At 73.9% G+C, this 12,644-nt stretch carries 9 protein-coding genes; 6 read left to right on the top strand and 3 right to left on the bottom strand.

Annotation, left to right across the window (positions count from 1 at the left end):
- Window positions 1-17 precede the first annotated feature (17 nt).
- The 5 genes from QF034_RS19670 (at window position 18) to QF034_RS19650 (ending at window position 4,993) form a co-directional block, all read left to right on the top strand.
- Window positions 18-950, top strand: a complete 933-nt coding sequence (locus QF034_RS19670; protein ID WP_307176198.1) for a bifunctional MaoC family dehydratase N-terminal/OB-fold nucleic acid binding domain-containing protein — start codon at window positions 18-20, stop codon at window positions 948-950.
- On the top strand, window positions 947-1,330 hold the full coding sequence (locus QF034_RS19665; RefSeq protein WP_307176197.1) for a MaoC family dehydratase: 384 nt from the start codon (window positions 947-949) through the stop codon (window positions 1,328-1,330). The genes QF034_RS19670 and QF034_RS19665 overlap by 4 nt, the downstream gene beginning before the upstream one ends.
- Complete coding sequence (locus QF034_RS19660) at window positions 1,327-2,499, top strand: lipid-transfer protein (protein ID WP_307176196.1); 1,173 nt, start codon at window positions 1,327-1,329, stop codon at window positions 2,497-2,499. Before QF034_RS19665 ends, QF034_RS19660 begins: the two co-directional genes overlap by 4 nt.
- A gap of 133 nt (window positions 2,500-2,632) precedes the next feature.
- Complete coding sequence (locus tag QF034_RS19655) at window positions 2,633-3,193, top strand: SigE family RNA polymerase sigma factor (protein WP_307176195.1); 561 nt, start codon at window positions 2,633-2,635, stop codon at window positions 3,191-3,193.
- Window positions 3,194-3,349: 156 nt separating this feature from the next.
- Window positions 3,350-4,993, top strand: coding sequence for a long-chain fatty acid--CoA ligase (locus QF034_RS19650; protein ID WP_307179926.1), 1,644 nt, complete (start codon window positions 3,350-3,352; stop codon window positions 4,991-4,993).
- 70 nt (window positions 4,994-5,063) lie between these two features.
- On the opposite strand, the gene QF034_RS19645 is transcribed toward QF034_RS19650, so the two are convergent.
- Window positions 5,064-6,269 (bottom strand): MFS transporter, encoded by a 1,206-nt coding sequence (locus QF034_RS19645; protein ID WP_307176194.1) that lies wholly within the window; start codon window positions 6,267-6,269, stop codon window positions 5,064-5,066.
- Window positions 6,270-6,399: 130 nt separating this feature from the next.
- Between QF034_RS19645 and QF034_RS19640 the strand changes: the two genes are divergently transcribed.
- On the top strand, window positions 6,400-6,978 hold the full coding sequence (locus tag QF034_RS19640) for a TetR/AcrR family transcriptional regulator (protein WP_307176193.1): 579 nt from the start codon (window positions 6,400-6,402) through the stop codon (window positions 6,976-6,978).
- Window positions 6,979-6,990: 12 nt separating this feature from the next.
- Here the strand turns inward: QF034_RS19640 and QF034_RS19635 are convergent, their stop codons facing one another.
- Together QF034_RS19635 and QF034_RS19630 are read right to left on the bottom strand one after the other, a co-directional pair.
- Window positions 6,991-11,877 (bottom strand): PAS domain-containing protein, encoded by a 4,887-nt coding sequence (locus QF034_RS19635; RefSeq protein WP_307176192.1) that lies wholly within the window; start codon window positions 11,875-11,877, stop codon window positions 6,991-6,993.
- Between the two features lie 341 nt (window positions 11,878-12,218).
- A complete protein-coding gene (locus QF034_RS19630) occupies window positions 12,219-12,638 on the bottom strand; it encodes an SSI family serine proteinase inhibitor (protein ID WP_307179925.1) in 420 nt (139 codons plus the stop codon).
- Window positions 12,639-12,644: the final 6 nt, after the last annotated feature.

Here is a 12,644-nt window from a genome sequence, read left to right as displayed (position 1 = left end):
ACGGACAGTCAGAAACCGTGAGCGGTGACCGGGAGATCAACGAGGAGAACGCGGGGTTCGAGGCGCGCCTGAAGGCCTACGAGGGCCGCCCGGCCGCCGCCACCGGGACCGGCCGGGACCCCGTCAACCAGCCGATGATCAGGCACTGGTGCGAGGCCATGGGCGACACCAACCCGGCGTACACGGGCCCGGACGCCATCGCTCCCCCCACCATGCTCCAGGCGTGGACCATGGCCGGCCTCTCCCGCCGCTCGGAACGCACGGCGGCCTACGACGAACTCCTCGGCCTGCTCGACGCGTCGGGCCACGACGCGGTCGTCGCCACCGACTGCGAGCAGGAGTACCTCCGTCCCCTGCGCCCCGGGGACGAGATCACCTTCGACTCGGTGATCGAGTCGGTCTCCGGCCGCAAGACCACGAAACTCGGCCCGGGCTACTTCGTCACCACCCGCACGGACATCAGGGCGGGCGGCGAACTCGCCGGCACCCACCGCTTCCGCATCCTCAAGTACGCCCCCGCACGCCGGCCGAAAGCCTCGAACGCCCCTGAAGAGCGCCGCCCCCGCCCCGTCGTCAACCGCGACAACGCCGGCTTCTGGGAGGGCGTGGCCCGCCACGAGCTGCTGATCCAGCGCTGCACCGGCTGCGGCACCCTGCGTTTCCCCTGGCTGCCGGGCTGCAACAGCTGCGGCTCGCCGGAGTGGGACACCGTCGAGGCGAGCGGCGAGGGCACGGTCTACTCGTACGTCGTCATGCACCACCCGCCCTTCCCGGCCTTCGCGCCTCCCTACGCGGTCGGGCTGATCGAGCTCGCGGAGGGCGTGCGGATCGTCAGCGATGTGGAGGGAGTGCCGTACGACAAGGTGCGGATCGGCATGCCGGTGCGGCTGGAATTCCGGCGGTACGACGACGAGCTGGTGCTGCCCGTCTTCCAGGGGGTGACGCCGTGAACGCCGGCGACCGCATCCCGCCCCTGGAGATCCCGGTCACCCGCACCCTGATCGTCGCCGGGGCGATCGCCTCCCGGGACTACCAGGACGTGCACCACGACCCGGAGCTGGCCCGGCGAAAGGGCTCCCCCGACATCTTCATGAACATCCTGACGACCAACGGCCTGGTCGGGCGGTACATCACCGACCACTTCGGCCCCCGGGCGGAGCTGCGCCGGGTGGCGATCCGGCTCGGCGCGCCCAACCACCCCGGGGACACGATGGTGCTGACGGGCACGGTCGAGCAGGTCGACGGGGACACGGCGACCGTCCGGGTCGTCGGCGCGAACGGCATCGGCACCCACGTCACCGGCACCGTGACCGTGAGGATCCCGGCATGAGCCTGAGAGGGCGGGACGGGCTCGGCGGGCGCGCGGCCATCGCCGGCATCGGGGCCACCGAGTTCTCCAAGGACTCGGGCCGCAGCGAACTGCGCCTGGCCGTAGAGGCGGTGCGGGCGGCCCTGGACGACGCGGGCCTCTCCCCGGCCGACGTGGACGGGATGGTCACGTTCACCATGGACACCAGCCCCGAGGTCACGGTCGCCCAGGCGGCGGGCATCGGCGAGCTCTCCTTCTTCTCCCGCGTCCACTACGGCGGCGGCGCGGCCTGCGCCACCGTCCAGCAGGCGGCCCTGGCGGTCGCCTCGGGCGTGGCGGACGTGGTCGTCTGCTACCGGGCGTTCAACGAGCGCTCGGGCCGCCGCTTCGGCTCCGGGGTGCGGCACCGGGAGCCGTCGGCGGAGGGCGCGGCGCTCGGCTGGACGCTGCCGTTCGGGCTGCTCACCCCGGCCTCCTGGGTGGCGATGGCGGCCCAGCGGTACCTGCACACCCACGGGCTGACCCCCGAGGCCTTCGGGCACGTGGCCGTGGTCGACCGCAGGTACGCGGCGACCAACCCGGCGGCCTACTTCCACGGCCGGCCCATCACCCTGGCCGAGCACGCCGCGTCCCGCTGGATCGTCGAGCCGCTGCGGCTGCTGGACTGCTGCCAGGAGACGGACGGCGGGCAGGCGCTCGTCGTCACCTCCGTCGAGCGGGCCCGCGATCTGCCGCACCCGCCCGCCGTGATCGCGGCGGCCGCCCAGGGCGCCGGACGCGCGCAGGAACAGATGACCAGCTTCTACCGCGACGACCTCACCGGCCTGCCCGAGACGGCGGTCGTGGCCCGGCAGCTGTGGCGCACCTCGGGGCTCGCACCGGCCGACATCGACGTGGCGATCCTCTACGACCACTTCACGCCGTTCGTCCTGATGCAGCTGGAGGAGTTCGGCTTCTGCGGCCCCGGCGAGGCACCGGACTTCGTGGCGGAGGAACGCCTGCCGCTCAACACGCACGGCGGGCAGCTGGGGGAGGCGTACCTGCACGGGATGAACGGGGTGGCGGAGGCCGTCCGGCAGATCAGGGGGACGGCCGTGAACCGGATCCCGGGGGCGGAGCGGGTCCTGGTGACGGCGGGGACGGGCGTGCCCACGTCGGGACTCGTACTGACCGCCGATCCTCAGGGTTGAACCCGCAGTACCCCGGTACCTCCGCTCCACCTACAGGAGGTGCGGCGAACCCCACCCCTACAACCTGAGGGGGACCCCGCTTCGGGACCTGCGGCCGATCCGCTGACAGCGGCCCCGCTCATAGCGTTGAGCCATGACCACACTCGTCTGCACCAGCGCGTCGAAGGCCGCTGCACCAGCGGCGCAGACCCCTCCGTACCCGTCGTTCTCGTCGTACGTCAGGGCCCGCCAGCCGGTGCTGCTGCGTACCGCCCGCTCGCTCACCGGCAACCCGAGCGACGCGGAGGACCTGTTGCAGACCGCGCTCACCAAGACGTACGTCGCCTGGGAGCGTATCGAGGACCACCGCGCCCTCGACGGCTATGTGCGCCGGGCGCTGCTGAACACGCGGACGTCGCAGTGGCGCAAGCGCAAGGTCGACGAGTTCGCCTGCGAGGAGCTGCCCGAGCCGGAGCCGGTGTCCGGCGGTGACGACCCGGCCGAGCAGCAGGCGCTGCGCGACGCGATGTGGCGGGCGATCATGCGGCTGCCGGCCCGGCAGCGGGCGATGGTCGTCCTCAGGTACTACGAGGACCTCAGCGAGACCCAGACGGCTCAGGTGCTCGGCGTCTCGGTGGGCACGGTGAAGTCGGCCGTCTCCCGCGCGATCAGCAAGCTCCGTGAGGACGCTGAGCTGGGGCTTGTGCGCCAGTGAGCGGATATGTCGGGCCCGCTGAGCGGTTCCGTCGTCAGCCGTGAGGTGATCGATCGCCCGGTCCTAGTGACATACCGCGCGGTATGTGCGCAGAATCAGCGCAGCCCTTACCACCGCGTAGGCAATGTCGCCCGGGAGGACGCCGTGCTGAGCACCATGCAGGACGTACCGCTGCTGATCTCGAGGATCCTGACCCACGGGTCGGCGATCCACGGGACGTCGCAGGTGACCACCTGGACCGGTGAGGACGAACCGCACCGCCGCTCCTTCGCCGAGATCGGCGCCCGTGCGGCCCAGCTCGCCCACGCCCTGCGCGAGGACCTCGGCGTCTGTGACGACGACCGGGTCGCCACCCTGATGTGGAACAACGCCGAGCATGTGGAGGCCTACTTCGCGATCCCCTCCATGGGCGCGGTCCTCCACACGCTGAACCTCCGGCTCCCGCCCGAGCAGCTGGCCTGGATCGTCAACCACGCGGCCGACCGCGTGATCATCGCCAACGGTTCGCTGCTCCCGCTCCTCGCCCCGCTGCTCCCGCACCTGAAGACGGTCGAGCACCTGGTCGTCTCCGGTCCCGGGGACCGCTCCCTGCTCGCGGACGCGACCGCGCGGGTCCACGAGTACGACGACCTGATCGCCGGGAAGCCCACCTCGTACGACTGGCCGGAGCTGGACGAACGCCAGGCCGCCTCCATGTGCTACACCTCCGGCACCACCGGCGACCCCAAGGGCGTCGTCTACAGCCACCGCTCCATCTATCTGCACTCCATGCAGGTCAACATGGCCCAGTCGATGGGCCTGACCGACGAGGACACCTCGCTGGTCGTGGTGCCGCAGTTCCACGTGAACGCGTGGGGGCTGCCGCACGCGACCTTCATGACCGGCGTGAACCTGCTGATGCCGGACCGCTTCCTCCAGCCGGCCCCGCTCGCGGCGATGATCGAGAGCGAGAAGCCGACCCACGCCGCCGCCGTCCCGACCATCTGGCAGGGCCTGCTCGGCGAGCTGACGGCGCACCCCCGCGACGTCTCCTCCCTCACCCAGGTCACCATCGGAGGCTCGGCCTGTCCGCCGTCGCTGATGGAGGCCTTCGACAAGCTGGGCATGCGGGTCTGCCACGCCTGGGGCATGACGGAGACGTCCCCGCTCGGCACGGTCGCCCGTCCCCCGGCCGGTGTGGCCGGCACGGAGGAGGAGTTCGCCTACCGCCTCACCCAGGGCCGCTTCCCGGCCGGTGTCGAGGCCCGGCTGACCGGCCCGGGCGGCGAGCGCCTCCCCTGGGACGGCGAGTCGGCCGGCGAGCTGGAGGTGCGCGGCCCTTGGATCGCCGGCGCCTACTACAACGGCCCGGGCGCCGACCCCCTGCGCCCCGCCGACAAGTTCAGCGAGGACGGCTGGCTCAAGACGGGCGACGTGGGCACGATCTCCGCCGACGGCTACCTCACCCTCACCGACCGGGCCAAGGACGTCATCAAGTCCGGCGGCGAGTGGATCTCGTCGGTGGAGCTGGAGAACGCCCTCATGTCCCACCCCGAGGTGGCCGAGGCGGCCGTCGTCGCCGTCCCCGACGAGAAGTGGGGCGAGCGGCCCCTGGCCACGGTCGTCCTCAAGGAGGGCGCCACCGCCACCTTCGAGACCCTGCGCGCCTTCCTCGCCGACGAGAGCGGCATCGCCAAGTGGCAGCTCCCCGAGCGCTGGACGGTCATCGAGGCGGTACCGAAGACGAGCGTCGGCAAGTTCGACAAGAAGGTGCTGCGCAGGCAGTACGCGGAGGGGGAGCTGGACATCACCCGGCTCTGAGCTCCCCGGGGCCCGCCCGGCCTGACCGCCGTCACCGCGTACGGCGGTCAGCCCGGGTAAAGGACCGCCGTCACCGCCGTACGGCCGTCAGCCCCCACCCCAGCACCAGCCACACGCCCGCCACCGCGCACACCCCGCCCCAGCCGGAGTGGCTGAAGGCGAACCCGGCGAGGGCCGAGGCGCCGGCGCCGCCCGCGAAACCGGCGACGACATAGGCGGTGTTGGCGGTGGCCGGGGTGGAGGTGGCGGTCAGGGCGAGGGTCTGGTTGGCGACGTGGGACGCCACCAGCGCCGCGTGGATCAGCACCGCGGCGGCGAACAGCGCGCCCAGCGTGTGCCCGCCCAGCCAGAACAGCGGCACGGACACGGCGGCGAGCAGATACGCGGACCGCACGACCCGCCCCGCGCCGAACCGGTCCACGAGCCCGCCGGCCAGCGGCGCCACCGCACTCGCCGTCAGCCCGAACAGCCCGAAGAGCCCGGCCGTCGCCGTGGACAGCCCGTACTCCGGCCCGGTCAGCAGCAGGGCGAGCGAGGTCCACAGCGCGCTCCACGCCCCGAACATCCCGGCCTGCCGCACGCAGGCACGCCACAGGTCGGGCGACTGGCGCAGCACCGAGGGCAGCGCGGCGAGCCCGGCGAACAGCGGGCCCTCCCGCCGCCGCTGCGACGGCAGGACGAGGGCGGTCGCGAGCCCCAGGACGAGGGTGAGCACGGCCGCGCCCGCGAACACCCACCGCCACCCGAAGGCCTGCCCGGCCAGTCCGCCCAGCACCCGGGCGGCGACGATGCCGGCGAACAGGCCCGCGATGACGGTCGCGACATGGCGGCCACGCCGCTCGGCCGGGGCGCGTTCGGCGACCAGCGGGACGAGCAGCTGCGGGATCACGGTCGCGGCCGAGGCGACGAACATGGCGACCGCGAGGGCGGTGACCCCCGGCGCGGCGGCACTGGCGGCCAGCGCGGCAGTGGTGACGAGCGTGAGCCCGCCGACCAGCCGGCGCCGGTTCGCGCTGTCGCCCAGCGGGGCGAAGAACAGCAGGCCGACCGCGTAGCCGAGCTGCGCGACCGAGGCGATCCAGGCGACGGCCGACGGCGCCGAGCCGAAGTCGCGCGCCATGAGCGAGAGCAGCGGAGCGGCGAGGTAGATGTTGGCGGCGGTGACCGCGCTGCACACCGCGATCAGGGTGAGGAAGAGACCGGGGGAGGGCGTGGGTGCCTGCCGCACGGGGGCCGTGCCGGCCCGGGGTGACGTGGTCGTGGTCGCTGACGGCATGGAAGGAGGACTCCTTGGAGTCGGCTCTAACAACTAACTGGTTGGTTGGACAATGAGGCAACAGTGTGGGCCGCCCCGCGATTCCCTGTCAACCAACCCGTTGGTTACTCGGCGCGCTACCCTCTCCCCCATGGCAGCAAGGGACCCCGAGGCCACCAAGGCCCGGATCTTCGAGGCGGCGGTCGCCGAGTTCGCCCGGCACGGCATCGCCGGAGCCCGCATCGACCGCATCGCCGCCGAGGCGAAGGCCAACAAGCAGCTGATCTACGCCTACTTCGGCAACAAGGCGGAGCTCTTCGCGATCGTCCTCGAGAAGAAGATGCTCCACCTCGCCGAGGCCGTCCCCGTCGACCCGGACGACATCGGCGGCTGGGTCGACCGCCTCATGGACTACCACGCCGCCCACCCGGAACTGCTGCGCCTGCTCTTCTGGGAGGGCCTGGAGTACGGCAGCGACGAACTGCCCCACGAGTCCGACCGCCAGGCGCACTACGCCCGCAAGGTCGCCGCCCTCCGGGACGGCCAGGACCGCGGAGTCGTCACCGACGCCATCCCGGCGGCCGACCTGCTGTTCCTGCTGACGGCCCTGGCCAACTGGACCCTGGTCGTACCCCAGATGCGGCGCATCCTGGTCGGGGGCGAGGAGCCCGACCAGGACCGCCTGCGCTCCTCGGTCAAGGAGGCGGCGCGCCGCCTCACGGCGCGCTAGGGGGCTGTGCGCCTAGTTCGTGCCGATCCGGGAGAGCAGCTCGACGATCCGGGTCTGCACCTCGCCGCTGGTGGACCGCTCCGCGAGGAACAGCACCGTTTCGCCGGAGGCCAGCCGCGGCAGGTCGGCCTGGTCGACGGCGGCCGTGTAGACGACGAGCGGGGTGCGGTTGAGCTGCCCGTTCGCGCGCAGCCAGTCCACGATCCCGGCCTGCCGCCGGTGCACCTGCATCAGGTCCATCACGACCAGGTTCGGCCGGAACTGCCCCGCCAGCGTCACCGCGTCGGCGTCGCTCGCCGCCCGCGCGACCTGCATCCCGCGCCGCTCCAGCGTCGCCGTCAGCGCGAGCGCGATCTCCGCGTGCTCCTCGATCAGCAGCACGCGCGGCGGGTGTTGTTCACTGTCGCGCGGCGCCAGCGCCTTCAGCAGAACGGCGGGATCGGCACCGTACGCCGCGTCCCGTGAGGCCTGCCCGAGTCCGGCCGTGACCAGCACGGGCACCTCGGCGGCGACCGCGGCCTGACGCAGCGACTGCAACGCCGTACGCGTGATCGGCCCGGTCAGCGGGTCGACGAACAGCGCCGCGGGGAAGGCCGCGATCTGCGCGTCGACCTCCTCGCGCGAGTTCACGATCACGGGCCGGTAGCCGCGGTCGCTCAGCGCCTGCGAGGTGCTGACGTCCGGCGCGGGCCACACCAGCAACCGCCGCGGGTTGTCCAGCGGCTCCGGCGGCAGCTCGTCGTCCATCGGCTGCGGCAGCGGCGGATCGGCCACCTCGACGGCACCGCCGGGCCCGTCCAGCGGCTCCGGCCCCTCGGCGGCGTTCTCGTCCGGCGCGCCTATGGCGTACGAGCGTCCTCCGCCCTCGGTCATCTGAACGAGCCGTGACTGACCGGCGAGGGACGGCTGCGCCGGGACGGGAGCGGGGACGGGGGCCGGGGCGGTGCCCTGCGCGGTGCCTTGTGCGGTGCTTTGTGCGATTCCCCGCGCGGGAGTCGGCTCGGCCGCCGGATGCGGGCGCGCGGCGTGCTCCGGGCGGGGCGCCGGTTCCTGGCGGGAGGCCTGGTCGGTCCGCCCGGCCCCTTCCGTTCGCGTGGCCGGGTCGGGCGGCGTGCCGAGCTTGCGGCGCCGGCCCGATCCGCCCGACTGGTGCGGGGGCGGCGTCGCCGACGACTGGGGCGCGGGCGCGCCCGGCCCCTGAGGTACGGAACCGGCCGACGGACGCGCGCCGGGCATGCCCGGCGGCTGCTGCATCTGCTGCACCTGGGCCGCCTGCCGGTTGAACGGCACGCCCTGGCCCAGCGTCCGCACGCTGATCGCCCGCCCCTGCGTGGAATTCGGGTCGACGGGCGCGGCCGCCTCCGCGGGCAACGGCTGAGCCGCCCGCTGCGCCTGCGCCGCGCCCTCCGGGGGCAACGGGGTGCCGGGGGGCGGGGTGTGGGGCTGCGGGGTCGGGGCCTGGGCTGGAGCCTGGGCCGCGGGGGTGCCGTTCGGGGGTACGGGGTGAGTGGTGCCGTTGGGGGCTACGGACTGTGCTGCCCGTGCGGCGCCGTTCGGAGGCACGGCGACACCGGCCCCCGAGCTGTCGTCGGCGGCGGGCCAGGGCTGGGGGGCCGGGGGGCCTTGGGCCGGGGCTCCGGGGGCGGTTGTGCCCTGGACCGGGGTGCCCGGGGCAGAGGTTCCCTGAGCCGGGCTGCCCTGTCCGGGAACGGCCTCGGCGGGGAGCGGCTGACCGGCGGAGGGCTGCTGCTCCGGCGCGGCGACGCCCTGCTGCGGCAGAGGCTGTACGCCGAGGGGCTGGTTCGGGGACACGGGCTGAAGCGCCTGCCCCGGGAGGGCCGCGGCCTGCACGCTGTGCCCGAGACCGCCCGGGGCGGGGACGGACACGCCCTGCGGGGGTACGGCGACGCCCTGGGGCGGGACTGCGGTGCCCTGCGGTTGGGGGACGTTCCCCTGCGGGACGTTCCCCTGGGGATGAACGGCGTTCCCCTGCGGACGCGCGGCGTTGGCCTGCGGTTGAGCGGCGTTCCCCTGCGCCGGAACCGCCACGCCCTGCGGCGGCACAGCCGTACCGGGAGCGACCTGCCCCGGACCGGCCTGGCCCGCCGGAACCTGACCGGTGACGTCCTGCTGCGCGGGAACCCCCTGCACGGCCCCCGCGGGCACGGAACCCGCCGACACAGGAGCCTGCTGTCCAGCGCCCTGCACCGGCGAACCGGCCACCGCACCCGGCGCCTGCGCTCCGGCTCCGTCGGCCGGCTGAGCCGCCACGGCCCGCCGCCGACGCCCGGTCGGCGCACTCGTGGGATGCGGCTGGGGCGGGGTGTGATCGGCGGACTGGTCGTGCGGGACGGCGTCGTGCCGCCCCTCCTCGGCCACCCCGGCACCGGCGGCAGCCGGACCGGGAAGCGCCACGCCCCCGTGCGCCTGGTCCGGCACCTGCCCCTGACCGGCCGCACCCGCCGCGACCTGCTGCCCCTGGTCGGCCGGGACGGCCGGGGCCTGGTCCGCCTCGGCCGGCGGCAGGGCGAACACCGGACGCGGCCCCGCGGCCGCCTCCTGCGCAGCCGCCCGCTCGGCCGCGGCAGCCAGCGCCCGCCGCCGCCGCCCGCTCGGCTGCGAAGCCTGCCCCTGCCCCTGACTCTGGCCCTGGGCCGCGTCGGTGGATCCGGCGGCGGCGTCACCGGACGGCGCCGGCAGCGCAGGCGGCAGCGCGTGCTGCTCGCCGGGCTCACGCCGGGCCCGCCGCCCGGAGGGCGCGGGCACGCCCTGCGGCGGAACGGTCCCGCCCAGCCCCGTGCCCGAGGCGGCGGTCCCCGCCGCATGCTCGGCGGCCGTGACGACGGCCCCCTCTGCGACACCCTGGACGGCACCCCCGACCGGCAGGGCCGCGGCCGCACCGGAGCCCTCGGCCGCACGCCGCCGGCGCCCGGTGCCGCCCGACACGGCCGCACCCTCACCGGAAGCCTGCGCGGGAAGGGCAGCCGGTTCCCCGGCGGCCCGCCTCCGCCGCCGCCCGGTGGGCGCAGCCCCCTCGGCACCGGACCCACCGTCGGGTCCGTCGGTCCCCTCACCCTCAGCGGGAACGTCACCGTCCAGGAAGGCATCGGTGGTGGCCCGCCGCGCCCGGCGCCGCCCCCCACCGGACGTCTGCCCCTCGGAGGTCTGCCCACCGTCGGCAGGTGCGTCGACCGCCTGGGCGGCCTCATCCGCGGCAACAGCCCCGGCGACGGCTCCGGCCCCGCCCCCGATCGGCACTTCGAGGACGTACGCGTTACCGCTCATCCCCGGCACCTCATGCGTCTGGAGCACGCCGCCGTGGGCCCGGACGATCCCGCGGACGATGGGCTCGTGCACGGTGTCGCCGCCCGCGTACGGCCCGCGCACCTCGATGCGCACGACCTCACCGCGCTGCGCCGCCGCCACCACGACGGTGTTGTCCAGGTAACCGCCCGCCGACACGGGCGTGTTGCCGGTCGCGTCGACCCCCGCCACGTCCGCGACCAGATGCGCGAGGGCGGTGGCGAGCAGCCGGGGATCGACCTCGGCCTCGATGGGCGGCGCGTGCACGGCGAACTGCACCCGCCCGGGCCCGATGAGCTCGACGGCCCCGTCGACACCGGCGGCGACGACGGCGTCCAGCATCACCTTCGTACGGGAGATGCCCTCGCTGCCCGTGTCGAGCCGCTGGTAGCCGAGGACGTTGTCGATGAGCGTCGTGATGCGCGAATAGCCGGCGGACAGGTGGTGCAGCACCTGGTTGGCCTCGGGCCACAGCTGCCCGGCGTCGTCCGCCGCCAGCGCGGCCAACTCGCGCCGCAGCTCCTCCAGAGGCCCGCGCAGCGACCGCCCGAGCAGGGTCAGCAACTGCTCGTGCCGCGCGGCGAGCGCCTCGTACCGGTCCTTCTCCCGCTCCCCGAGGGCGGCGTACCGCTCCTCGTTCGCGCCGAGTTCCTCGGCGTGCCGCTCGCGCAGCTCCTCCAGCTCGGTGACGTGCTGCTGGCGCAGCGCGGTCAGCTCGGAGGCGTGCTCCTCGGCGATCCGCTCCAGCTCTTCCTCGTGGCGCTTCTGCGCCGCCTCCTTCTCCTCGACGACGGCGTCGTACGGCCGCCGGTCGGTGAAGGTCATCACGGCACCGACGAGCTGCTCGCCGTCGCGCACGGGCGCGGTCGTCAGATCGACCGGCACCTTGCCGCCGTCCTTGGCGTACAGCACCTGCCCGCGCACCCGGTGCTTGCGCCCGGAGCGCAGGGTGTCGGCGAGCGGCGACTCGTCGTACGGGAAGGGCGATCCGTCGGCGCGCGAGTGCAGTACGAGATCGTGCAGTGCGCGCCCGCCGAGATCGCTGGCCCGGAAACCCAGTATCTGAGCGGCGGCCGGATTGACGAGCACGATCCGTCCGTCGGTGTCGGTCCCGACGACGCCCTCGGCCGCGGCCCGCAGAATCATCTCGGTCTGCCGCTGCGACCGCGCCAGCTCGGCCTCGGTGTCCACGGTCCCGGACAGGTCGCGCACGACGAGCATGAGCAGCTCGTCGCCGGTGTAGCCGTAACCGTCGTAGGCCTGCTGCCCGTTCTCCAGATTCGCACTGGTGACCTCGACGGGGAACTCGGTCCCGTCCGTCCTGCGCGCGATCATCCGGGTCGGCTTGGTCCGGGCATGCGGATCGAGGTGCTCGGGGCGCCGCATCGACCCCGGGATGAGCTTGGAGTCGAACTGCGGCAGCAGATCGAGCAGCCCGCGCCCCACCAGAGCGGTCCCCGGTGTCTCGAAGGCCTCCAGGGCGATGGTGTTCGCGTTGACGACCGTCCCGTTGGCGTTGACCAGCACCAACGCGTCCGGCAGAGCGTCCAGTATGGCTGCGAGGCGAGCAGCGCCTCGGGATGGCCTGCTGCTCACGAGACGCTTCCTCCCTGTTACCGCACCTTGCCGACCGCTCGGGCCATCTTGCCAACCGTCCCGCGGCGTGTCACGCGAGGGAGTCTAAGGGCTGCGGTTGCGCCCGCGACGCCGTATGAGAGCGAGGTCGCACGAGGAAGTGACCCCGAACTGACGACCGAGTAACCGCCAAACGCCCGCCCTCCTGCGACGACGTCGCGGGACCTTCGCGGGACCTTTACGAGGGCAGTGTTTCTGTACCTTTTTGCCCGGGTGGCCGAATGGGGCCGTGAGGTGGCCGGAAAGGGGCGCGAGCGGCGAGACGGGGCGAAACCTCCACGGTTCCCTCAGAAACGCTTCCCTCAGAAACGCTTCCCGGACCTCATGTCCGGCAGCAGTGGCACGAGCCGGTCCCAGCGGGCGATCCCGCAGCCGTCACGCCGGTCGTACGTGGCGTCGACGGGCCGCCCGGCCCAGGTGCCGGTGACCCGCGCGGTGGCCGGCCCGCCGTACTGCATGGTGCAGAAGCCGCCTTGCGGGGCGGGTGTGAAGACGTCCCTCCCCCACCGCGTGTCCCGCTCCAGAGCGGCACACGCCCCGCGCGGATCGGGATGACTGCCGCCGTCGGGCCCGCAGTGCAACTCGTACGTCCCGTCGAACCCACTGCCCGCGTTCCGCACGGCGACGGTGAGATGGTCCCGGCCCGGGCCCTGACCCCCACCGAGCTGGACCGGAGACGGGCCCGCCTGGGCATACGCGGCGGCCGGGGACACCCCGGCCATCGACCC

Source organism: Streptomyces africanus, assembly GCF_030816955.1.
Classification (GTDB): Bacteria; Actinomycetota; Actinomycetes; order Streptomycetales; family Streptomycetaceae; genus Streptomyces; species Streptomyces africanus.
This window is presented reverse-complemented; position numbering and strand designations above follow the sequence as displayed.